At 72.9% G+C, this 22,400-nt stretch carries 18 protein-coding genes; 17 read left to right on the top strand and 1 reads right to left on the bottom strand.

What is annotated here, in order from left to right; translation table 11 throughout:
* Position 1 precedes the first annotated feature (1 nt).
* From V6S66_RS12430 to V6S66_RS12395, 8 genes are all read left to right on the top strand, one after another.
* The gene (locus V6S66_RS12430) at positions 2–973 is read left to right on the top strand and encodes an AAA family ATPase (protein ID WP_334207056.1); all 972 of its coding nucleotides are present in this window, start codon (positions 2–4) and stop codon (positions 971–973) included.
* A complete protein-coding gene (locus V6S66_RS12425) occupies positions 970–2,247 on the top strand; it encodes a DUF58 domain-containing protein (protein WP_334207055.1) in 1,278 nt (425 codons plus the stop codon). The genes V6S66_RS12430 and V6S66_RS12425 overlap by 4 nt, the downstream gene beginning before the upstream one ends.
* Positions 2,244–4,676 (top strand): transglutaminase-like domain-containing protein, encoded by a 2,433-nt coding sequence (locus V6S66_RS12420; protein WP_334207054.1) that lies wholly within the window; start codon positions 2,244–2,246, stop codon positions 4,674–4,676. The genes V6S66_RS12425 and V6S66_RS12420 overlap by 4 nt, the downstream gene beginning before the upstream one ends.
* Positions 4,673–6,205 (top strand): RDD family protein, encoded by a 1,533-nt coding sequence (locus tag V6S66_RS12415; RefSeq protein WP_334207053.1) that lies wholly within the window; start codon positions 4,673–4,675, stop codon positions 6,203–6,205. The genes V6S66_RS12420 and V6S66_RS12415 overlap by 4 nt, the downstream gene beginning before the upstream one ends.
* Positions 6,202–10,698, top strand: coding sequence for an FtsK/SpoIIIE domain-containing protein (locus V6S66_RS12410; protein ID WP_334207052.1), 4,497 nt, complete (start codon positions 6,202–6,204; stop codon positions 10,696–10,698). The genes V6S66_RS12415 and V6S66_RS12410 overlap by 4 nt, the downstream gene beginning before the upstream one ends.
* A gap of 134 nt (positions 10,699–10,832) precedes the next feature.
* Entirely contained in the window at positions 10,833–11,132 is a 300-nt protein-coding gene (locus tag V6S66_RS12405; protein ID WP_229051830.1) for a WXG100 family type VII secretion target, read from the top strand.
* A gap of 86 nt (positions 11,133–11,218) precedes the next feature.
* A complete protein-coding gene (locus tag V6S66_RS12400; RefSeq protein ID WP_334207051.1) occupies positions 11,219–12,460 on the top strand; it encodes a hypothetical protein in 1,242 nt (413 codons plus the stop codon).
* A 32-nt stretch (positions 12,461–12,492) separates the two neighbouring features.
* Positions 12,493–12,747 (top strand): hypothetical protein, encoded by a 255-nt coding sequence (locus V6S66_RS12395; RefSeq protein ID WP_334207050.1) that lies wholly within the window; start codon positions 12,493–12,495, stop codon positions 12,745–12,747.
* A gap of 109 nt (positions 12,748–12,856) precedes the next feature.
* Here the strand turns inward: V6S66_RS12395 and coaA are convergent, their stop codons facing one another.
* A complete protein-coding gene (gene coaA, locus V6S66_RS12390; RefSeq protein ID WP_334207049.1) occupies positions 12,857–13,807 on the bottom strand; it encodes a type I pantothenate kinase in 951 nt (316 codons plus the stop codon).
* Between the two features lie 46 nt (positions 13,808–13,853).
* Between coaA and glmS the strand changes: the two genes are divergently transcribed.
* From glmS to V6S66_RS12345, 9 genes are all read left to right on the top strand, one after another.
* Positions 13,854–15,698, top strand: a complete 1,845-nt coding sequence (gene glmS, locus V6S66_RS12385; protein ID WP_334207262.1) for a glutamine--fructose-6-phosphate transaminase (isomerizing) — start codon at positions 13,854–13,856, stop codon at positions 15,696–15,698.
* A gap of 134 nt (positions 15,699–15,832) precedes the next feature.
* Entirely contained in the window at positions 15,833–16,189 is a 357-nt protein-coding gene (locus V6S66_RS12380) for a holo-ACP synthase (RefSeq protein ID WP_334207048.1), read from the top strand.
* Positions 16,190–16,191: 2 nt separating this feature from the next.
* Complete coding sequence (locus tag V6S66_RS12375; RefSeq protein WP_334207047.1) at positions 16,192–17,607, top strand: bifunctional ADP-dependent NAD(P)H-hydrate dehydratase/NAD(P)H-hydrate epimerase; 1,416 nt, start codon at positions 16,192–16,194, stop codon at positions 17,605–17,607.
* A gap of 14 nt (positions 17,608–17,621) precedes the next feature.
* Complete coding sequence (gene alr / locus V6S66_RS12370; RefSeq protein ID WP_334207046.1) at positions 17,622–18,740, top strand: alanine racemase; 1,119 nt, start codon at positions 17,622–17,624, stop codon at positions 18,738–18,740.
* The gene (locus tag V6S66_RS12365; protein ID WP_334207045.1) at positions 18,737–19,720 is read left to right on the top strand and encodes an alpha/beta fold hydrolase; all 984 of its coding nucleotides are present in this window, start codon (positions 18,737–18,739) and stop codon (positions 19,718–19,720) included. Before alr ends, V6S66_RS12365 begins: the two co-directional genes overlap by 4 nt.
* Positions 19,720–20,730, top strand: a complete 1,011-nt coding sequence (gene tsaE, locus V6S66_RS12360) for a tRNA (adenosine(37)-N6)-threonylcarbamoyltransferase complex ATPase subunit type 1 TsaE (RefSeq protein WP_334207044.1) — start codon at positions 19,720–19,722, stop codon at positions 20,728–20,730. Before V6S66_RS12365 ends, tsaE begins: the two co-directional genes overlap by 1 nt.
* Before the next feature lie 85 nt (positions 20,731–20,815).
* Positions 20,816–21,448, top strand: a complete 633-nt coding sequence (tsaB, locus tag V6S66_RS12355; protein WP_334207043.1) for a tRNA (adenosine(37)-N6)-threonylcarbamoyltransferase complex dimerization subunit type 1 TsaB — start codon at positions 20,816–20,818, stop codon at positions 21,446–21,448.
* The gene (gene rimI, locus V6S66_RS12350; RefSeq protein ID WP_334207042.1) at positions 21,445–21,903 is read left to right on the top strand and encodes a ribosomal protein S18-alanine N-acetyltransferase; all 459 of its coding nucleotides are present in this window, start codon (positions 21,445–21,447) and stop codon (positions 21,901–21,903) included. The genes tsaB and rimI overlap by 4 nt, the downstream gene beginning before the upstream one ends.
* Positions 21,900–22,391: a DedA family protein gene (locus V6S66_RS12345; protein WP_334207041.1), complete on the top strand. Its 492-nt coding sequence runs from the start codon at positions 21,900–21,902 to the stop codon at positions 22,389–22,391. The genes rimI and V6S66_RS12345 overlap by 4 nt, the downstream gene beginning before the upstream one ends.
* Positions 22,392–22,400 lie beyond the last annotated feature (9 nt).

Raw genomic sequence — 22,400 nt, 5'->3', positions numbered from 1 at the left:
CATGACCCTCACCCCCGACCAGACGCAGTGGTTCGCCACGACGTTCGGCCAGCTCGTCGGCAACGTCGAGCAGGCCGTCGTGGGCAAGACCCACCAGATCCAGCTCGCGATGGCCTGCCTGCTCGCCGAGGGTCACCTGCTGCTCGAGGACTTCCCCGGAACGGGCAAGACCTCACTGGCCCGCTCGATCGCGCAGACGCTCAAGGGCGAGCAGAGCCGGATCCAGTTCACGCCCGACCTGCTGCCGAGCGACGTCACCGGCGTCACGATCTTCGACCAGCGCACCGAGAAGTTCGAGTTCCACCCGGGCCCGGTCTTCACCAACATCCTGCTGGCCGACGAGATCAACCGCGCCTCGCCCAAGACCCAGTCGGCCCTCCTCGAGGTCATGGAGGAGGGTCAGGTCACGGTCGACGGCATCACGCACCGCGTCGGCCGCCCGTTCATGGTCATCGCCACGATGAACCCGATCGAGCAGGCGGGCACCTACCGCCTGCCCGAGGCCCAGCTCGACCGCTTCCTGATGAAGACGACCCTCGGCTACCCCGACCACGCGAGCACGCTCAAGATCCTCGCGGCCACCGCCACGAAGGCATCGGCGAGCGAGCTCGAGCCGCTCATCACGACCGAGGCGGTCGCCTCGATGATCGACCTGGCCGCGCGGGTCCACGTCGACGACGTCGTGCTGGAGTACGTCACGACGCTGCTCGCCGAGACCCGCAGCGCCCCCGAGGTGCAGCTGGGCTGCAGCGTCCGTGCCGGCCTCGCGCTGATCCGCGTCGCCAAGGTCTGGGCGGCGGCCTCGAGCCGACACTTCGTGCTGCCCGACGACATCAAGGTGCTCGCCATCCCGTCGCTCGCGCACCGCATGGTGCTCGACCCGGAGGAGGAGTTCCGCGGCCTCACGACGGAGGCCGTCGTGCAGCGCCTGCTCGACACGATTCCTGCTCCGCAGGAGCGCGCGACGGCATGAGCGAGCGGGGGGTGGGGGTCGAGCGGAGGGTCACGGGCGCGCGCCGGCGCGTCCGTCACCTCGCGCTGGGCACCCGCGACCGGGCGGCCCGGCTCACGGCGACCCCGCGGCGCTGGCTGCAGCCGGTCACCGACGTCACGAGCGCCGCTGCGGTGGCGGTCGCGGTCGTGGCCCTCGTGGCCGGGGTCGTCGGCTGGCGGCTGGGGTGGCGCGAGCTCGTCCTGGGCTTCTGGCTCGGCCTCGTCCTGCTCGCGGTGTGTGCGCTGTTCGTGCTGGGCCGCCACCAGCTGTCGGCCCGCTTCGACCTCGGCCGCGACCGGGTCGTCGTGGGCGAACGCGCCAACGGCGCGATCTTCGTGACCAACGGCTCGCGCCGGCGCAGCCTGCCCGTCACAGTCGAGCTGCCCGTCGGCCGTGCCAGCGCGGCCTTCCACATCCCCTCGATGCGGATCGGTGACGAGCGCGAGGAGCTGTTCGCGATCCCGACCCACCGCCGCGCGATCATCCCCGTCGGGCCCGTGCTGTCGGTGCGGTCCGACCCCTTCGCCCTGTTCCGGCGCGAGCAGCCCCTGACCCGGGAGCACGACCTCTACGTGCACCCGCGCACCGTCCGGCTCGAGAGCTCGGCAACGGGCCTGATCCGCGACCTCGAGGGCCAGACCGTGCGCAAGCTGTCCGACAGCGACGTCGCGTTCCACGCGCTGCGCCCGTACGTGCCCGGCGACGACCGCCGCTACATCCACTGGAAGTCGAGCGCCCGCACCGGCACGCTCATGGTGCGCCAGTTCGAGGAGACGCGTCGCTCGCACCTGCTCGTGGCGCTCAGCACCCGGCTCGACGACTACGCCTCCGACGACGAGTTCGAGGTGGCGGTGTCCGTGGCCGGCTCGCTCGGCGTGCAGTGCCTGGGCGAAGGCCAGACCCTCAGCGGGTCCACCTCGACCCGTCGCCTCCGCACCCCCACCGTGCAGCAGTGGCTCGACCAGCTCTCGGGCGTCGACTACGAGCCCACCTCGCCGCGTCTCTCCGAGCTCGTCCGCCGGCTCGTGCGCGAGGTCTCGGGCGCCAGCGTCGCCGTGCTGGTGTGCGGCGCGCTCGTCGACCCCACCGAGATCCGTCGGGCCCGCCGGTTCCTGCCGATCGACGTCCGCACGATCGTGGTGCAGGCCCGGCCCGGCGCGCAGTCCCAGATCCACCCCATGGGCGACGTCGACGTCGCGGTCCTGGGCAACCTCGACGACCTCCCCACGACGATGCGGAGGCTCGCGACATGACGAGCGCATCGAGCACGAGCACGAGCACCGCGGACCGGGTGAGCAGGGCGCGCACGCTGCAGACGTCCGAGCTCCGCGACCGACGCCTGACCGCCCCACTCGTGGTCCTCGACCTCGTGGCGCTGCTGGGCCTGGGCCTCGTGGCGGCCAGCCCGCTCGCCGACGCGTACGGCGGTTACCGCTGGGCGCTCGCCGTCGGCGGCGGTCTCCTGCTCGGGCTGCTCGTGGCACTGCTCGCACGGGTGGCCCGGCTCGGTCCGTGGCCCACGGCGGGCGCCCTCGTGCTGGTCTACCTCGTCATCGGGCCGGCGCTGGCCACGCCGGAGCTCGCCGCCGGTGGTGTCGCACCGAGCCCGGACGCGATCCGCACGCTCCTGACCGGCGTCGTCGACGCCTGGCGCGACTCGCTGACGCTGATCGCCCCCCTCGGCACCAGCGGCAACGTCCTGGTCGTGCCGTGGGTCATCGGCCTCCTGGGCGGGGTGCTCGCCGGCATCCTCGTCTGGCGCAGCCGTTGGCCCGGTGCGGCGGCCCTCGTCGTCCTGGTCGTGCTGGCCGTGTCGTCGGCCTTCGGCACGTCCCTCGCCACCGACACGACCCTCCGCGGCGTCGTGCTCGCGGTGCTCCTGCTGCTGTGGGTGCGCTGGCGGTCGATGACGGGCTCGCGGGCCGCCTGGACGCGCCGGGCGCTGCTCGGAGCGCTCACGCTCGCGCTGGTCGGCGGTGCCGCGGTGGGGGCGACGAGCCTCGCGGCCGATCCGCAGCGCGAGGTGCTGCGTGACCACGTCGACCCGCCGTTCGACCCCCGTGACTACCCGAGCCCGCTCTCGAAGTTCCGGGCGTACACCGACCAGCTCAACCTCAAGAACACGCCGATGTTCCAGGTCGAGGGCCTCGACGGTGGCACGCTCGTGCGCGTCGCCACGATGGACTACTTCGACGGGATCGTCTGGAACGTCACCGGTGGTGCCGGATCGGGCGACGCGTCCGGCACGTTCGTGCGGTTCCGTGACGGGGCCTCGACGGGCGACACCACCGAGGTCACGGTCACGATCGACCAGTACACCGGGGTCTGGGTGCCGTCGGTCGGTGACAGCCAGACCGTCACGGTGCGCGACAACGAGGGCGACGTCGACCCCGAGCGGGGCGCGAACGTGCTGCACACCGTGCCCACCGGCACGGTCGCGCAGGTCGGGGGAGTGGCCCCCGGGGTCTCCTACGAGTTCGAGACCGTGCTTCCTGACGAGGCGTCCGACGAGGAGATCGCCGACGCCGCCCGCCAGCAGGGCGTCGACCTGGAGGCGCCCGTCGGGGTGCCGGAGAACCTCACCAAGCTGGTCGAGAGCTGGATCGGTGACGCGGCGACGCCTGGTGGCGACGGCGCCACCGCGCAGCTGCTGGCCCAGCGGTTCAAGGACGACGGCTTCTACAGCGACGGCAAGCCCAGCGGCTACCCGTCGGCCGCGGGCCACGGCGTCAAGCGAGTCACCGACCTCGTCGAGCGCCCGCGCCAGATGGTCGGCAACGACGAGCAGTACGCCTCGGCCCTCGGCATCGCCCTCCAGAACCTGAACGTGCCCGCGCGGGTCGTCATCGGGGCCGAGGTCCCGGCCAGCGGGCTCGTGAACGGCGACGACATGCACGCCTGGGTCGAGGTCGCGCTCGACGGCCTCGGCTGGGTGCCGCTGCAGCCGACCCCGCCCGACGACCAGATCCTCAAGGAGGAGCAGGAGGAGCCGGACCCGGTGCCGCAGCCCTACCTGCCCCAGCCGCCGGAGGTGCCCCAGGAGCCCGGCGACGCCGAGCAGGCGCCGCCGCAGGGTGCCGGCCAGGACACGAGCTTCGACCTCTGGGGCCTGATCCTGACGATCCTCGGCTACCTGTTCGACCTGCTGAAGCTCCTGCTGCTGCTGTCGCCGATCTGGGGCCTGCTGCTGGCCAAGCGGCTGCGCCGCAACCGTCGCCGTCGCGCCGGCGACCCCGTCGTGCAGCTCAGCGGTGGGTGGCGCGAGGTCACCGACCGCGCCCGTGACCTCGGCGTGCGCCTGCCGGTCAGCAACACGCGCTACCAGAACGGCCTCGTGCTCGACGGGCGCTTCCCGCAAGCACAGACCCCGCTGCTCGCGTCGGTCGCGGACCGCCACGTCTTCGCCCCCGGCCAGCCCACGCCGGAGGAGGTCGACTCGTACTGGGCCGACGTCCGCACGGCCCTCGCACGGATGCGCACCTCCGTGCCGTGGTGGCGTCGTTGGGTCGCGGCCCTGTCGCCCGCCAGCATCCCGTGGCGTGACCTCGGCCGCCGCGCACGCTCGCGGGCCGCAGGTCTGGCAACATTCGCACGACGGTCCGGCCCTGCGCGATGGGGTGCGGACCGGGCTGCGGCGCTGCGGCGTCGCCAGCACCAGAGAAGACGGAAGGGGACCTCATGACCGAGTCGTCGAGTCCGGCGAGCCGCGTCGGCACCGTGACCGGCCCGTTCGCGTCGCTCGGCGCCCGCTTCGGGGCGTTCGTGATCGACCGGATGCTGCTCCTGGCGTTCGTGGCCCCGGCCGCGGCGCTGTACGTCGTCGCGTTCGAGGACGGGTCCCCGGGCGGACGGCAGCTGTTCTTCGCGGGCATCCCGACGCTCCTGACGCTCGTCCTCCTGATTGTCCAGTGGGTCAACCTCGCTCGCCGCGGACGCACGATCGGCGGCTTCGCCCTCGGTGTCTCGGTCGTGCGCGGCGAGGGCGGCACGCCCCTCGGGTTCGGCAAGGCGCTGCTGCGCACGATCGTGCTCCAGCTGATCGCGTCGGTCCCCCTGCTGGTGCTCGTCGCGATGTTCCTCAGCACCAAGCACCCGCGTCGCCAGGCCCGGCACGACAGTGCCGTGGGGGCTGTCGTCGTCAAGGCCACGCCCGAGTCGCTCGTCGAGGACGCCGACCGCCGCGCGCGGGAGGCGCCCATCCCGATCAGCGGTCCGCCCGTCATGCTCGACAGCTCCGCGCCCCCGGTCGGGCTCGGGACCGGTCCGGCCCCGGCGGCCCCGAGCCTGCCAGCCCCGAGCTTCCCGGCCCCGAGCACTCCCGCGGCGCCCGCTGCTCCCGGCCTGCCGGGCCCCCCGACCACCGCGCCGGCCGCACCGGCCCCGCGATCGCCCGAGCCGGCCGCGAGCCTGCCGCCGCTGCCCCTGCCCCCGCCGCCGGTCGCGCCCGACGCCGACACCCGTGACCTGGTGGAACCGGCTGCGGCGCCGGCCCCGGAACCGGAGCCGACCCCGGAACCCGTCGCACCACCCGCGCCCCCAGCAGCCGCGCCGGCCGGTCCTGCCGCGGATGAGCGCACCCCGCCCCCCATCGGCCCGGCCGCGCCGGCCACACCGCCGCCGTCCGGTTCGGGTGGCCGTCTCATCACCTCGGTGCCGGGCTTCGGTCCGGCGGGCGACGCCTCGCCGACGGAGGAATCGCGTTCGGCGCCCGAGCCCCAGCCAGAGCCGACGCCCGAGCCCCAGCCCCAGCCGCAGCCCGCCCCCGCACCGGTCGAGGGTCGTCGCCGCGCCACCCCCGCGGTGGAGGAGGAGCCGCCCGAGGTCCGGCCCGAGCCGGACGCCGTCGACGGGGCGACCCGGGTCGGCCAGCGTCGAGGTGCACGCCCGACGTGGGTCCTGGTCGGCGAGGACGGCCGGCGCATCGCGGTGCGCTCGACCGTCGTCGTGGGTCGCGACCCGGAGACCGGCGAGCACACCGGAGCGCTGCCGGCCGCGATCCCCGATCCCGAGCGCAGCGTCTCCAAGACCCACGCCGTGCTCACGGTCGCAGCAGGGGCCCTGCGCGTCGACGACCTGCACTCCACGAACGGCACGCACGTGCTGAGCCACGGCGTCGAGTCCGCGGTCCAGCCCGGCCAGCCGCTCGAGATCCAGCCCGGCGACACCGTGTGGTTCGGCGACCGCGCGTTCGTCGCGGAGCACGGAGGATGAAGCTCAAGCTCTCCCTCGAACGCACCTCGGGGCCCACGACCGACGTCGTGCTGATCACGGAGCCGACCGCCGCGGTCGGCGACGTCGCGCGCGAGATCGTCGAGCAGGATCCTCTCGCGACCGAGGCCGTCCGGTCCGCGTCGGAGGTGACCCTCGCGGTGGCGCCCCCCGGTGGCGGTCGTCCCGTCGTGCTGCCGGTCGAGCGCCTCCTCGGCGAGGCGCCCGTCGCCTCCGGCAGCGTCGTGTCGGTCGTGGAGCCCGTGAGCGGGTCGCGCTCCACGGTCGTCGCCGCCACGATGCGCATCGAGTCCGGCCCCGACGCGGGCCGGCAGGTCAACCTCCCGCCGGGATCGACCGTGCTGGGCCGCGACACGACCGCTGACGTCGTGCTGGGCGACCAGTTCGTGTCCAAGCGCCACGCCCGGGTCGAGGTCGGTGCCACGATCGAGGTCGTCGACCTCAACTCCGCCAACGGCATCGTGATCGACGGCTCGGTGGTGTCCCGCGTGGCGATGCTTCCCGGTCAGACCGTGCAGCTGGGCGACACGCGCCTGTCGTTCGCCCTGGTGGCCGGGCAGCAGCCGGTCATGGCCAGCCCCGACATCCGCGGTGGCGCGATCCCGTTCAACCGGTCGCCGCGCGTCGAGGAGCGCTACCCCGAGTTCCAGCACCCGCGCCCTGCCGTGCCGGTCGAGCCGACCCCGGCCCCGTTCCCGTTCCTGATGATGGTCGCCCCGATCGTCATGGGCACCGCGATGTTCACGATCACCGGCAACCCCATGTCGCTGCTGTTCGTGGCCATGGCGCCGCTCATGATGACGAGCAACTTCGTCAACCGGAAGCTCCGCAACAACCGCCAGCTCGCGATGGACTCCGAGAAGTTCACCGAGCAGCTGCGCGTCCTCGAACAGCGTCTCCGTGAGTCGATGCCCGAGGAGCACCGCGTGCGCCAGGCCGAGGTGCCCGCCGTGGCGCTGGTCTACCAAGCGGGCATCGAGCGCAGCGACCTGCTCTGGACCCGCCGTCCCGAGCACTGGACCGCGCTCAACGTGCGCCTGGGCACAGCCACCCTGCCCTCGCGGCACACCGTCGCCGAGGCCCACGACATGGACGAGGGCATGCCGAAGTACGCCCGCCTCCTCGAGGAGGTCGAGGAGCGCTATCGCGAGGTCCCCGACGTCCCGGTGGTCGAGTCCCTGTTCGCCGCGGGTGCGCTCGGCATCGTCGGCCCGATGCAGCAGGCGGCCGACGCCGTGCGCGGCACGCTCCTGCAGGTCGCGGGGCTCCACTCGCCGGCCGAGGTCGTCCTGACCGCGATCGCGAGCCCCGACGAGACCCCGGCGATCGACTGGATGCGGTGGCTCCCGCACACGAGCTCACCGCAGTCGCCGCTCTCCGGCTCCCACCTGGTCGACACGCAGACGACCGCGACGGGTCTGGTGTCCTCGCTCGAGCAGCTCGTCGACGAGCGCCTGGGACGCCGGGCCAGCATGGCGGCCGAGCGTCTCGGACCGCTCTCGCACGACCTGGAGTCCACCGCGCGCGGCGGGACCGTTGGCGTGGTCGACGACAAGAGTGACGACGACGACGTCCCGCTGCCGATCGTGCTGGTGCTCGTGACCGAGGACGCGCCCATCGACCGCGCCCGCGTCGTGCAGCTGTTCGAGCGCGCTCACAGCGTGGGGGTCTTCCCCATCTGGGTGGGCTCGACCCGGGGCCGGCTCCCCGCGATGTGCCGCACGTTCCTGGACGTCACGGGCGGTCTGGGCACCGCCGAGGCGCACTTCGTGCGCCACGGGCAGGTCGTCAAGGACGTGCGGGTCGAGGGCGTCAGCGTCGAGCACGCGCTGCGCTTCGCGATGGCGCTCGCGCCGCTCGCCGACGACGGGGCCGTGACCGACGACTCCAGCGACCTGCCGCGACAGGTCTCGATGGTCACCTTGGTGGGCACCGACCTGCGCTCGTCGGGGGAGGCGGTCCTGGACCGCTGGCGGCAGAACTTCTCGGTCCACGAGCGTGACAAGCCACCCAAGCCGCTGCCGCGCAGCGGCACGCTCCGTGCGCTGGTCGGACAGGGGGCCACCGACGCGATGCACCTGGACCTGCGTGCCCAGGGCCCGCACGCGCTCGTCGGCGGCACCACCGGATCGGGCAAGAGCGAGTTCCTGCAGTCCTGGGTTCTCGGCATGGCCGCCGAGTACAGCCCGGACCGCGTGACGTTCCTGTTCGTCGACTACAAGGGCGGCGCGGCGTTCGCCGACTGCGTCAAGCTGCCGCACTGCGTCGGCCTCGTGACCGACCTGAGCCCGCACCTCGTGCGCCGGGCGCTGACGAGCCTGCGCGCCGAGCTGCACCACCGTGAGCTCGTGCTGCAGCGCAAGCGCGCCAAGGACCTGCTCGAGCTCGAGAAGCGCGGTGACCCCGACTCGCCGCCGGCGCTGATCCTCGTGATCGACGAGTTCGCGGCCCTGGTCAGCGAGGTGCCCGAGTTCGTCGACGGCGTCGTCGACATCGCCCAGCGCGGCCGTTCGCTGGGCATCCACCTGATCATGGCCACGCAGCGCCCGGCCGGCGTCATCAAGGACAACCTGCGCGCCAACACGAACCTGCGCATCGCCCTGCGCATGGCCGACGAGTCCGACAGCGCCGACGTCATCGACTCCAAGGAGGCGGCGCACTTCGACCCGTCGATCCCGGGTCGGGCCGTCGCCAAGATGGGCCCGGGGCGCCTGATCCCGTTCCAGTCGGCCTACGCCGGCGGGCACACGACCGACGAGGTCGTGCCGGCCTCGGTGCACCTGCACCCGCTCAGGTTCGGCGCAGAGGAGCGGTGGCGACGCCGCGAGTCCGACGTCGAGGTCGAGATCGCCGATCCGGGGCCCACCGACCAGGTCCGGCTCGTCGACACGATCGGCCGGGCCTCGCTGCTGGCCGAGCTGCCCGAGCCGCGGCGACCCTGGCTCGACGAGCTCAGCGAGGTCTACGACCTGGCCCTGCTCGGACCCCGCACCGACACCGAGCTGCTGATGGGCGTCGCGGACTTCCCGGAGCGCCAGGCCCAGCACGTCGTGGCGTTCAAGCCCGACGTCGACGGCAACATGGCGATCTACGGCACGGGCGGCTCCGGCAAGTCCGTCCTGCTGCGCTCGCTCGCGGCCGGCGCCGGCGTCACCCCGCGCGGTGGGCCGGTCCACGTCTATGGCTTGGACTTCGCCGCGGGCGGACTGCGCATGCTCGAGGCACTCCCGCACGTCGGCTCGATCGTCTCCGGTGACGACGACGAGCGCATCGTGCGGCTGCTGCGCACGCTCCGGGGCATCGCGGAGCAGCGGGCCCGGGACTTCCCGGAGGTCAACGCCGGCTCCATCGCCGAGTACCGCCAGGCCACGAACCGTCCCGACGAGCCCCGCATCCTGCTGCTGCTCGACAACTTCCCCGCGTTCCGCGAGGCCTACGACTCGGGTGGCTCGCGCGCCCAGTGGTACGCCGTGCTGCAGCAGCTGCTCTCCGAGGGGCGCCAGCTCGGCATCCACGTGGTCTTCACGGCCGACCGTCCGGCGAGCGTGCCCGGCTCGATCTCCTCAAGCGTGCCGCGCCGCGTCGTCCTGCGCCTCGCCGACGAGACGGGCTACCTCGTGATGGGCATGCCCTCCGACGTCCTCTCGGCGGCCTCGCCCCCCGGACGAGCCGTGATCGACGGCGTCGAGACCCAGGTCGCGGTGCTGGGCGGGTCGGGCAACGTCGCCGACCAGTCGCAGGCCATCGGCAAGCTCGCGAGGGCGATGCAGCGGCAGCAGGTGCCTCCGGCGCCCGCGGTGGGCGCGATGCCGGTCGAGGTTCCGGAGTCGAGCCTGCCCGCCGACGTGGGGGGTCGCCCCGTGCTCGGCATCGGTGAGGAGGCACTGCAGCCGATCGGCATCGAGCCGGCCGGCACGTTCCTGCTCGGCGGTGGGCCGGCGAGTGGCCGCACCAACGCGATCGTGGCGCTCGCACGCTCGCTGCACCGGTGGAAGCCCGACGGGGAGCTGATCTACCTGGGCCATCGGCGCTCGGCCGTGCCACGGCTCGCGCCCTGGACCCGCGCCGTGACCGACGTCGCCGAGATCGCGGCGCTGGCCAAGGAGCTGGCCGCGCGGGTGGCCGCCGAGGACGAGGGGCACATCGCGGTGTTCGTCGAGTCGATCGCCGACTTCCTCTCGACCCCGGCCGACGCTCCTCTCGTGGAGCTGATCCGGGCCGTCAAGCGCACCGACCACTTCCTCGTGGGGGAGTCCGAGTCCGGCACGTGGGGGTCGATGTACCCCCTGCTGTCGGAGATCCGCAACGCCCGGCGCGGCATGCTGCTCCAGCCGGAGTCGATCGAGGGCGAGACCTTGATGCGCACCCCGTTCGGCCGCTTCGCCAAGCGGGAGTTCCCACCGGGTCGCGCGATGGCCGTCCTGAAGGGCAAACCGGTCCGTGTGCAGGTGCCATGGACCGGCGAAGAAGCCTGATATCCCAGTCTTTTCCGGGACCCCGGAATGTTCCCGTCGGGCGCGGGGAGTGCTCCCCATCGCGCTGGTGACGATGCGCTCCTAAAGTCATCCTCACAAGCCGCCGCAGGGGCGGGTCAGCGAAAGGGAACACCATGTCGAACGTTTCGGTCACTTACGACGAGATGCGCTCCGCGGCCAGCCAGCTGCGCACGGGCCAGGAGAACATGAACACGACGCTCACCGAGCTGAGCAGCTTCATCCAGAACCTCGTGCAGAGCGGGTTCGTCACCGATCAGGCCTCGGTCACCTACAACGACCAGTACGAGCAGTTCACGACGAGCACCCGCTCGGCCGTCGACGCGCTCGAGCAGCTGGCCGCGTACCTGGAGCAGGCGGCCGACACGCTGTCCGCCACCGACGCCGACCTGTCGAGCGCGATCAACGCCTCCTGACCTGATCCGCTGGTCGCTCCGGTCTGACGGCCGGAGCGACCGCGTACCGGGGGGACCCGGAGCGGACGCGACCCGAAGGACAAGCCATGCCCATCATGATTCCCGAGCCCGTTGAGTGGGCTCTCGACCTGTTCGGTCTCAAGTGGATCAACATCAACGAGGACGCGGTCGAGGAGCTCGGCGGTCAGCTCCTGGCGTTCACCGAGGGTCTCGACGCCTTCGTCGAGTCGGTGGGCAACGCGATCGGCACGGTCGCCGAGGTGTCGGACTCCACGGCGCTCACGTCGTACGAGGAGGTCTTCCAGGACACCCGCTCCAACATCTTCACGCCGCTCAACGAGGCGGTCGGCGCGACGCAGCCCATCTGCTCCGCGATCGCCGACGGCATCCGTGGCTACAAGACGGCCGTGCTGGCCGTCGGCACGGTCCAGGCGGGCCTGCTGATCGCGGCCGGACCCGCCGGCGCCCTGGTCAGGCTCGCGGCCAAGGAAGCGATCAGGTCGGTCATCGAGATGGCCGTCTCCGAGCTCATGTCGCAGGTCGTCGGGGCGATCAACGACCAGATCCAGAGCCAGGTCATCGACCCCATCAACAACCTCACGGAGTCGGCGATCCAGGCCGTCACCCGTCCGGTCTCCGACGTCGTCGTCTCGCTCACCCCGTCGGTCAGCGGCACGGTCGTCGTGCCGACCCTGGTGTGCGACGTCCTCGACATCGAGAAGGCCGTCACCGACATCAAGTCGGCCTACGACGACTTCGCGGTGGCGTTCAACACGCTGCTCGACTGGCACATGCAGTGCGACTACATGACGCCGACCTCCATCCCTGACCTGGCGACCTCGGGCATGTTCAAGGCGATGCTCGACGACATGCTCGACACCGTCTCGGCCGAGCTGGGCCTGATGGGCGAGGCCGTCGTCGAGAAGCTCGCCTCCGGCGTCACGATCGTGTACGAGAAGTACACCGAGGCCGACGAGAGCCTGGCGCAGACCGGGTCCGAGGTGCTCGACAACATCGACTTCCCGCCGCTCACGCACCCGTTCCTGATCGACCGGGAGCCGGCGCCGGCCACGACCACGATCGACCTGTCCGACGGTCCGGTCCAGACCGGTGCGGGTCAGTCCGACGCGAGCAACGGCATCGGTCAGACGCAGGTCGACCTGGCCGACGACCCGATCCAGACGGGGCCGGGCGAGTCGACGGCCCGCGAGGACATCCAGGACATCCAGATCGACGAGGCGGACGCCCCGGTCCAGACCGGCCCCGGCCAGTCGGACGCGCGGGACAACATCCGGCCGATCAACGTCAACACGGGCCAGCCGGCCTGAGTGACATCGAGCAGGAGAGGGCGGCCGCTGCCATGAACCGGGCAGCGGCCGTCCTCCTCGTGCTCGCCACCCTCGGGGTGGTGGGAGCCTGCGCCGGCAACGACGGGGGCGAGACCCGCTGTGAGGAGTTCGCCCTGATGTCCGAGGGCGACCGCACCGCGGTGGTCGAGCAGCTGCTCGGCGGGAGCCCCTCGGCGGGCACCGTCGACCTGACCGTCAGCGCCGCGACCTACCACTGCCTCGCGCCCGACTCGGCCGACGACCTCGTCAAGGACGTCCTCGGCTGACCCGCCGGTGTGTCCGTCCACCAGATGTGCGCGCACAGGCAGGTGGACCGGCACGTGTGATGTCTGACGAACCCCGGACATCACATGCGACGAGCTTGCGAGGAGTGCGTCACATCTTGCGGAGGCGGACCCACTTGACGTCGTGGTCGGCGTCCTTGCGCAGGACCAGGTCGGCGCGGCCGCGGGTCGTGAGGATGTTCTCGCGCAGGTTGGGCCAGTTGATCGTGTCCCAGAGGTGCTCGGCGCGGGCCACGGCCTCGGCGTCGCTCAGGGAGCTGTACCGGTGGAAGTACGACTCCGGGTCGGCGAAGGCGGTGCGGCGCAGGGCCAGGAACCGGTCGACGTACCAGCGTTTGATGTCGCGGTTCGCGCCGTCGACGTAGACCGAGAAGTCGAAGAAGTCGCTGATCGCGAGGCCGGGACTGCCGTCGCCCCTGGCCCGGGCGGGCGCGAGGACGTTGAGCCCCTCGACGATCACGATGTCGGGCCGGTGCAGGCGCACGACCTCGTCGGTCACGTCGTAGGTGAGGTGCGAGTAGACGGGTGCCTCCACGACCTCGGCCCCGGACTTGACGCTCATGATGAAGCGCAGGAGGCGCTTGCGGTCGTACGACTCGGGGAAGCCCTTGCGCTCGAGCAGGCCGCGCCGCTCGAGCTCGGCGTTGGGCAGCAGGAAGCCGTCGGTCGTGACGAGCTCGACCTGCGGGCCCTCCGGGGCGTGGGCGAGCAGCTCGCGGATCAGGCGCGCCGTGGTGGACTTGCCCACCGCGACCGAGCCACCGATGCCGATGACGTAGGGGGTGCGCTGCGGCTGTGGGTTGCCGAGGAACTTCTCGGTCGCGCGGTAGAGGCCCGAGGCGGCCCGGATGCGCAGCGCGATGAGCTCGGCGAGGGGCAGGTAGACCTGCCGCACCTCCTCGAGGTCGAGCTCGTCGCCGATGCCGCGGACCCGCTCGATCTCGTGGGCCGCCAGGGGAAGCGGCGCGTCGCCGGCCAGCTGGGCCCACGCATCGCGCTCCAGCTCGACGTAGGGCGAGAGGTCGCGTGACATGCGCACCATTGTCGCCACCGCCGTGCGCGCCGGCGCAGTCGGTACCCTCAACCCCATGTGTGGAATCGTCGGGTACGTCGGTCAGCGGTCCGCCGTCGACGTCGTCATGGGTGGTCTGCGACGTCTGGAGTACCGCGGCTACGACTCCGGCGGGGTCGCGGTCGTGGCCGACGACGGGCTCGTGTCGGCGAAGAAGGCCGGCAAGCTCGTCAACCTCGACGCCGTCCTGGCCGAGCAGCCGCTCCCGGACGCCCGCACCGGCATCGGCCACACCCGCTGGGCCACTCACGGTGGGCCCACGGACCGCAACGCGCACCCGCACCTCGACGACACCGGTCGCGTGGCGGTCGTGCACAACGGGATCATCGAGAACTTCGCCGAGCTCCGCGACGGCATCGAGCGCTCCGGGCGTGAGCTCGAGAGCGAGACCGACTCCGAGGTCGTGGCCTTCCTGGTCCACGACGAGCTCGTGGCCGGTCGCGACCTCGGCGACGCCGTCCGCGCCGTGAGCCGCCGCCTCGAGGGCGCCTTCACGCTCGTGATCTGCGATGCGCAGACCCCCGGCGTGGTCGTCGGCGCCCGGCGCAACTCCCCGCTCGTGGTCGGACGCGGCGACGGCGAGAACTTCCTGGGGTCCGACGTCGCCGCCTTCATCGAGTACACGAAGGAGGCCGTCGAGCTCGGGCAGGACCAGGTCGTCGTCATCACCGCCGACGACATCACGGTCACCGACTTCGACGGCGCCCCCGTCGAGACGACGCCGTACACCGTCGACTGGGACCTGTCGGCCGCCCAGAAGGACGGCTTCGAGTGGTACATGCTCAAGGAGATCGCCGAGCAGCCGAAGGCCGTCGCCGACACGCTCCTCGGTCGACACAACGCCGACGGCCTCCTGCAGCTCGACGAGATGCGCCTGTCCGACGACGAGCTGCGCGGCGTCGACAAGATCGTCGCGATCGCGTGCGGCACGTCCTACTACGCGGCCCTCGTCGCGAAGTACGCGATCGAGCACTGGACCCGGATCCCGGTCGAGGTCGAGCTCGCGAGCGAGTTCCGCTACCGCGACCCGATCCTCGACCAGTCCACGCTCGTGGTCACGATTAGCCAGTCGGGCGAGACGATGGACACCCTGATGGCGATCCGGTACGCCCGGCAGCAGAAGGCGCGCGTGCTGAGCATCTGCAACACCAACGGCTCCACGATCCCGCGGGAGTCCGACGCCGTCATCTACACGCACGCCGGTCCCGAGATCGCGGTCGCGTCGACCAAGGCGTTCCTGGCCCAGATCGTGGCCTGCTACCTCCTGGGCCTGTATCTCGCCCAGGTCAAGGGCGCCAAGTACGGCGACGAGATCAGCCGCATCATCGACGACCTCGTCCAGATGCCCGACGCGATTCAGCGCATGCTCGACGACGCCGACGTGGTCCGGAAGATCGCCGCCGACCTGCAGGGCTCCAGGTCGTTCATCTTCCTCGGCCGGCACGTCGGGTACCCCGTCGCGCTCGAGGGTGCGCTCAAGCTCAAGGAGCTCGCCTACCTCCACGCCGAGGGGTTCGCGGCGGGCGAGCTCAAGCACGGCCCCATCGCGGTCATCGAGGAGGGCGTGCCGGTCTTCGTCGTCGTCCCGCCGCCCGGTCGGGGCGAGGTGCACGAGAAGGTCGTGAGCAACATCCAGGAGGTCCGGGCCCGCGGCGCCCGCACGATCGTGCTGGCCGAGGACGGCGACGACAGCGTCGTGCCGTACGCCGACCACCTCATCCGCCTGCCCAGGGTGCCGACGCTGCTGCAGCCCCTCGTGGCCACCGTGCCGCTGCAGATCTTCGCCTGCGAGTACGCGGCGCAGATGGGTCACGACGTCGACCAGCCCCGCAACCTCGCCAAGAGCGTCACGGTCGAGTAAGCCAGAGGGTCCGCAGGCCAGGTGCGCCGTCGTCAGAGCTTGGCCACCAACAAACTCTCTCCTGACCACCAACAAACTCTCTCCTGACCACCAACAAACTCTCTCGCGAGCGGCGCGGCGATAGGGTGCTTCCCATGGCGATCGTGGGTGTCGGGGTCGACGTCGTGGACCTGGAACGGTTCGCGGAGTCGCTCGAGCGCACGCCCACCCTGCGCCAACGGATCCTCACCCCGGCCGAGGGCGAGCTGAGCCTGACCTCGATGGCCGGCCGGTTCGCCGCCAAGGAGGCCTTCGTGAAGGCCCTGCGCGCGCCGTCGGGGTTGTCGTGGACCGACATCGAGGTCGTGGTCGACGATCGCGGTGCGCCGTCGTTCGAGCTGTCGGAGCTGGCCGCGTCGCGAGTGCGCGAGCTCGGGATCACGTCGCTGCACCTGTCGATCGCGCACGACGGACCTGTCGCGACCGCCTTCGTGGTCGCCGAGGCGGGCTGACGGTGCTCCGCGCCCACGCCGTGGCCGCCGTCCGCGCCGCGGAGGAGTCGGCCGCGAGGACCCGCGGCTGGGACGACCTGATGCAGCAGGCTGCTGCCGCACTGGCCGACGTCCTGCTCGACGAGCTCGACCCGGCGCGCACACCGGTGTTCCTCGTGGGCCCCGGCAACAACGGGGGCGACGCACTCTTCGCCGCCGCGCGGCTGCGCGACGCCGGACGACCGGCCAACCTGTGCCTGCTCGACCCGGGACGGGCCCACGCGGCGGGCCTCGCCGCGGCCCGTGCCGCGGGTGTGGGCGAGGTCGACCGGCCGGACGGCCACGCCGTCGTCGTCGACGGCGTGCTCGGCATCGGGGCCCGCCCGGGGCTCACGGGTCGCGCGGCCGAGTGGGCCGCGTGGCAGGCCCGGGCCCGTCCGTTCACGGTGGCCGTCGACGTGCCGTCGGGGATCGGGGTCGACGACGGCACCGCGCCGGGCCCGCACCTCGTGGCCGACCGCACCGTCACGTTCGGGTCCCACAAGCCCGGCCTCCTCGTCGGCCCTGCCGCCGATGCCGCGGGCCGCGTGACCCTCGTTCCGATCGGGCTCGACGAGCACCTCGGTGCGCCGACGGTCGAGGCACTCACGACGGCCGACGCCCACGTGCTGGCACCGGCCGTGCCCCGCGGCGACGCGCACAAGTACTCGCGCGGCGTGCTGGGCGTGCGGGCCGGATCCCCCGGCTACCCCGGTGCCGCCCACCTCGCGGTCGCCGGTGGTCAGGCGGGACCCGCCGGCTACCTGCGGTTCGTGGGTCACGCCGAGGTCGCGCAGCAGGTCGTGCTGCGGGCGCCCGAGGTGGTCGCCGGCGCCGGCCGCGTGCAGGCCTGGGTCGTGGGACCGGGCGGGGGTGACGACACGGCCGTCCACGTCGCCGAGGCGCTCGACGACGACGTCCCGACGGTGCTGGACGCCACGGCCCTGCAGCACCTCCCCGACCGCCTGGCTGGCCGCGTCGTGCTCACACCGCACGCCGGTGAGCTCGCCACGATGCTCCAGATCGACCGGGCGACGGTGGAGGCCGACCCCTGGGGCCACGCCCGGACGGCCGCGCAGCGCTGGGGAGCGACGGTCCTGCTCAAGGGGCGCCGCACCGTCGTCGTCGCCCCCGACGGCGCGTCGCGCGTGAACCTCTCGGGCACCGCCTGGCTCGGCACGGCCGGCTCGGGCGACGTCCTCTCGGGCTTCGTGGGTTCGCTGCTGGCGTCGGGCCTCGCACCGCTCGACGCGGCCTCCGTCGGCGCGTTCCTGCACGGCGCCGCGGCCGTGCGGGCGAATCCCGGCGGGCCTGTCACGGCCTCCGGCGTCGCGTCGGCGCTGCCAACGGTCGTCGCCGACTTCCTCGGTGGCCGCCTCACGGGGGAGCGGGACTGGTGACGCGGGGAGCGGCGGTGCCACAGGCGTGGGCCGAGGTCGACCTCGACGCCTACCGCGAGAACGTCCGCACGCTCGCGGCACTCGCCCCCGGTGCCCAGCTGATGGCCGTGGTCAAGGCGAATGCCTACGGCCACGGCCTGGCCCCCGTCGCCCGGGCGGCCCGCGAGGCCGGGGCCGACTGGCTCGGGGTCGCGACCCTCGACGAGGCGCTCGCACTGCGGGCCACGGGCGACGAGGGACCGCTGCTGTGCTGGCTGGCGGCGCCCGGCGCCGACTTCGCCGCGGCAGCCCGCCACGACGTGGAGGTCACGGCCTCGTCGGCCGAGCAGCTCGGCGAGATCCTGGCCGCGAGCCAGGTCCCGCGCATCCAGCTCAAGGTCGACACGGGCCTGGGCCGCAACGGCGCGTTCGGGGACCAGTGGTCCGACCTCGTCGCCGCTGCGGCGCGAGCCACGGCCGACGGCGTGCGGCTCACCGGTGTCTGGTCACACCTGGCCTGCGGCGACGAGCCCGACCACCCGGCGAACGACGCCCAGGAGGCCCGCTTCCGCGAGGCCGTCGACGAGCTCCGGGCCGCCGGCCTCGAGCCCGGCCTGCGGCACCTGGCCAACTCGGCGGCGCTCATGACGCGGCCCAGCGCCCACTTCGACCTGGTGCGCGCGGGGATCGCGACCTACGGCCTGCCGCCGGACCCCGCGATGCCGCACGACGTGCCGCTGACCCCGGTCATGTCGCTGCGAGCGCGGCTCGCGGCGGTCAAGCGCGTGCCGGCGGGCCAGGGGGTGTCCTACGGCTACCGGCACGTCACGGACCGCGAGACGACCCTCGGACTCGTGCCGATCGGCTACGGCGAGGGCGTCCACCGCGCCGCCACCGGCCGCGCGCACGCCTGGTTCGACGGCCACCGCGTGCCGGTCGTCGGCACGATCTGCATGGACCAGATGGTCGTCGACCTCGGCGACCTTCCCGCCGGCCGCGGCGACGTCGTCACGCTCTTCGGCCCGGGCGACGCGGGCGAGCCCACTGCGGTCGAGTGGGCCGAGGCCTCTGGCACGATCGCCTACGAGGTCGTCACGGGACTGGGCGGCCGCATCCAGCTCACCCACACCGCAGATCCAGGGAGATCCCGATGAAGCGCATCACGACCGCGGCGATCACGGCCGGCGCCTTCGCCGGTGCCGGTGTCGCGGCCTCGCTCCTGCGGCGCCAGCGCATCGTGCAGCGTCGACGCCACCTGGGGGGCGACGCGCCCTTCGGCTCGGTGCGCGGCGACCGGTACACCGTCGAGGCCGCCGACGGCGTCGCGATCAACGTCGAGGTCGACGAGCCCGACCCCGACGGCGACGCCGACCTCACGATCGTGTTCGTGCACGGCTGGATGTGCGACCAGGACACGTGGCACTTCCAGCGCCTGCACCTGCGCGGCAGCGCCCGGCTGGTCTTCGTCGACCAGCGGGGCCACGGCGCCTCGGGTGCGTCGTCGGCGACGGGCTCCTCGCTGGCCCACCTCGCCGACGACCTCGCCCGGGTGATCCGGGAGCACGGCAAGGGCCGGGTCGTCGTCGTGGGTCACTCGATGGGCGGCATGGCCACGATGCAGCTCGCGGCCGACCATCCCGAGCTCTTCGGCGGCACCGTCGTCGGCGTCGCGCTCGTGGGCACCAGCGCCGGCAGGCTCATGCGCGGCACCCCAGCCCTGGAGCGCATGGCCTGGCTCGTGCGCCGCGCCGGCCCGGTGCTCGACTGGGGCCGGGCGTTCAACAGCGAGTCCGTGATTCGTCGCTGGGCCGTCGGACCCGACGCCGACCCGGCCCGCGCGGCGATGGTCGACGAGATGATCGCCCGCGCCCCGTCGCGCGTCGTGGTCGACTTCTACCCGAACTTCCCGTCGCTCGACCTGTTCGAGGCGCTCTCGACGCTCGCCGACGTCCCGGTCACGGTCGTGTGTGGCACGGCCGACCTCCTGACCCCGCCGAAGCACAGCCGTCGCCTGGCCGAGGCGATCGACGGGGCACGGCTCGTGCTCGTGGAGGGCGCCGGCCACATGGTGATGCTCGAGAAGCCGCGTGAGGTCGATGACGCGATCGACGACCTGATCGGCCAGGTGGGCTGATGGTCTCCTTGCATGCCCTCGACGTCATCGAGGCGGGCCCGGAGCACGCCGAGACGATCGCCGACATCATCCGGCGGTCGTTCTCGGCCCGCCCCGCCCTCGATCCGCCCAGCACCGCGCCCGACGAGACCGCGGAGAACGTGCGTGCGTCCCTCGAGACCTCCGGCGGACTGCTCGTCGAGCGGCGCGGCCGTCCCATGGGCGCCCTGCTCTTCGACGAGTCCCGCCCGGGCCTCCTGGGGCTGCGCCGGGTCGCGGTCGACCCGGAGATCCAGTCGCGTGGCGTGGCCTCGGCCATGGTCGGCGTCGCCGAGGACACCGCCGAGGAACGGGGCAAGGACGGCATCTGGTTGCACGTGCGGTCCGAGCTGCCCGACACCGTGCGCTTCTGGGAGCGCCGCAAGTACCTGCGGATCGCCGACCAGGGCGACGCGAAGCTGCTCGAGTTCGGCAAGACGCTCTGGCTCGCGCGCGAGACGCACACGCCGGAGGACACGCAGGCGCTGGCCGGCCGTCTCGCCACGCTGCTGCAGGCCGGCGACCTGCTGGTGCTGTCGGGCGATCTCGGTGCCGGCAAGACCACCTTCACCCAGGGCCTCGCCGAGGGGCTCGACGTCCGGGGGCCGGTCACGTCCCCGACGTTCGTCATCGCCCGCACCCATCCTTCAGTCGCCGAGGGACCGGCGCTCGTGCACGTCGACGCCTACCGCCTCGGCTCGGCGGCCGAGCTCGACGACCTCGACCTCGACGCCTCGGTGGCCGACTCGGTCACGGTCGTGGAGTGGGGCCAGGGACTGGCCGAGCAGCTCGCGCCCGACCGCCTGCACGTGCACCTCGAGCGACGCCATGCGCGGCCCGGTGACCCCGTCGGCACGCGCGACCCGCTGGGGGTCGCGGCGGGGGAGGCCGACGACCTGGCCGAGTCGCGCGTCATCACAGTCCGGTCCTACGGGGCGCGCTGGCTCCGCGTGCCGCTCCGCTCAACCCTGCTGGACGGCGCCACGAGCTGAGGCGAGGGGCTTCGAGGTTCGGGCGCCAGAGCGCCTTCACACCTCAGCCAGCGGGGTGGATCGGGTCCGCTTGTAGGCTCGGCCCGTGCTCCTGCTCGCCTTCGACACCGCCACTCCGGCGATCACGGTCGCCGTGCACGACGGCACGTCCGTCGTCGGCCAGGCGGGCGGTGAGGGCGCCACGGCGCACGGCGAGCAGCTCGCCCCGTCGATCCGCGAGGCCCTGGCGCAGGCCGGGCTGGTGCCGGCCGACCTCACCGACGTCGCGGTCGGCGTCGGTCCCGGCCCCTTCACGGGCCTGCGGGTGGGCGTCGTGACGGCACTGACGCTCGGGGCGACCCTCGGCCTGCGCACCCACGGCGTCTGCACGCTGGACGTCCTCGCCGTCGAGGCTGCCGCCGGGCTCGGGCAGGAGTTCGTCGTCGCCACCGACGCACGGCGCCGCGAGGTCTACTGGGCGCGCTACGCGGCCGACGGGCGCCGGCTCGAAGGACCCGCGGTCGACCTCCCCATCGTCGTCGCCGAGCGCTTCGCGGGCCTTCCGGTCGTGGGTCGCGGCGCCGACGTCCACGCCGAGGTGCTCGGCGGGTCTCGGGGTCCGGTCGACCCCGCGGCCGCCGTGCTCGCCTCGGCCGTCGTCGACGGGGTCGTCGAGGTCCTGCCGCTCGAGCCGTTGTACCTGCGGCGGCCCGACGCCGTGCCGATCGCCGGACGATGAGCCTCGGCCCGGTCCCGGTCCTCCGGCCGCGCGCCGCGACCGGTCACGACTTCGCCGCAGTCGTGGCGCTGGAGCAGGCCTGCTTCGACGAGCCGTGGGGCCCGGACTCCGTCGCCGCCGAGCTCGGGGCCCCCGACCGGATCGTCCGGGTGGCCGCCGGTGCAGGTGGGGTCCTGGGGTGGTCGTCGACCTCCGTCGTGGCCGAGACCGCCGACCTCCTGCGTGTCGCGGTCGAGCCGTCCGCCCGGGGACGCGGCCTGGGCCACGCCCTGGTCGACGACGTGCTGCGGAGCGCGGGCGCGGCCGGGGCCACCCGGGTGCTGCTCGAGGTGGCGGAGCCGAACACTGCTGCTCGGGCCCTGTACGCCGCGACGGGATTCCGCGAGATCCACCGCCGCCGCCGCTACTACGCCGGTGGTGCCGACGCCCTGGTGCTCGAACGGCTGCTCCCGTGAACGACGTCCTCGAGTCGATCCGTGCCTGGCCGTGGGTCTGGGCCTGGTTGACCCTGTTCGCCATCGTGCTGCTGCGCGCCGGGTCGACGTTCGCGATCGGACGGCTGATCGCAGCGGGAGCGGCGCGAACCGGTGAGCCGAGACCCCGGCTCGTGGCCGCGACGGCTCGCGTCGACCGGTGGGGCCCACCGGCGGTGACGCTCAGCTTCCTGACGGTCGGGGCGCAGACCGTCATCAACCTGGCGGCGGGGTTGTGCCGCATGACGGTGCCGCGGTACCTGCTCGGCCTGGTCCCGGGAGCGGCCCTCTGGGCCACGATCTGGACCACGATCGGCGCCGGTGTCGTGGCGTCCTTGACGAGGACCGACGGCGAGGCCCGGCTGCTGATCGGCGTCGTGGTCGTGGTCCTGGTCGCCGTCGTCGTGGTGACCGTGCGCACTGGCAGCCGGGCCACGTCACCTCCGGACGAGGGCGCGCCGTCCCGGTAGGGTGACGCC

Source organism: Aeromicrobium sp. Sec7.5, from assembly GCF_036867135.1.
GTDB lineage: Bacteria > Actinomycetota > Actinomycetes > Propionibacteriales > Nocardioidaceae > Aeromicrobium.
Note: the sequence above shows the minus strand (reverse complement) of the source record. Positions and strands in the feature narration are given on the sequence as shown.

Coding starts and splice junctions, on each gene's coding strand:
- V6S66_RS12365 (WP_334207045.1), top strand. CDS start 18,737: ATGAAGCGCATCACGACCGCGGCGATCACGGCCGGCGCCTTCGCCGGT.
- glmS (WP_334207262.1), top strand. CDS start 13,854: ATGTGTGGAATCGTCGGGTACGTCGGTCAGCGGTCCGCCGTCGACGTC.
- V6S66_RS12410 (WP_334207052.1), top strand. CDS start 6,202: ATGAAGCTCAAGCTCTCCCTCGAACGCACCTCGGGGCCCACGACCGAC.
- tsaE (WP_334207044.1), top strand. CDS start 19,720: ATGGTCTCCTTGCATGCCCTCGACGTCATCGAGGCGGGCCCGGAGCAC.
- V6S66_RS12425 (WP_334207055.1), top strand. CDS start 970: ATGAGCGAGCGGGGGGTGGGGGTCGAGCGGAGGGTCACGGGCGCGCGC.
- V6S66_RS12405 (WP_229051830.1), top strand. CDS start 10,833: ATGTCGAACGTTTCGGTCACTTACGACGAGATGCGCTCCGCGGCCAGC.
- V6S66_RS12380 (WP_334207048.1), top strand. CDS start 15,833: ATGGCGATCGTGGGTGTCGGGGTCGACGTCGTGGACCTGGAACGGTTC.
- V6S66_RS12430 (WP_334207056.1), top strand. CDS start 2: ATGACCCTCACCCCCGACCAGACGCAGTGGTTCGCCACGACGTTCGGC.
- V6S66_RS12415 (WP_334207053.1), top strand. CDS start 4,673: ATGACCGAGTCGTCGAGTCCGGCGAGCCGCGTCGGCACCGTGACCGGC.
- V6S66_RS12400 (WP_334207051.1), top strand. CDS start 11,219: ATGCCCATCATGATTCCCGAGCCCGTTGAGTGGGCTCTCGACCTGTTC.
- V6S66_RS12395 (WP_334207050.1), top strand. CDS start 12,493: ATGAACCGGGCAGCGGCCGTCCTCCTCGTGCTCGCCACCCTCGGGGTG.
- V6S66_RS12420 (WP_334207054.1), top strand. CDS start 2,244: ATGACGAGCGCATCGAGCACGAGCACGAGCACCGCGGACCGGGTGAGC.
- rimI (WP_334207042.1), top strand. CDS start 21,445: ATGAGCCTCGGCCCGGTCCCGGTCCTCCGGCCGCGCGCCGCGACCGGT.
- coaA (WP_334207049.1), bottom strand. CDS start 13,807: ATGGTGCGCATGTCACGCGACCTCTCGCCCTACGTCGAGCTGGAGCGC.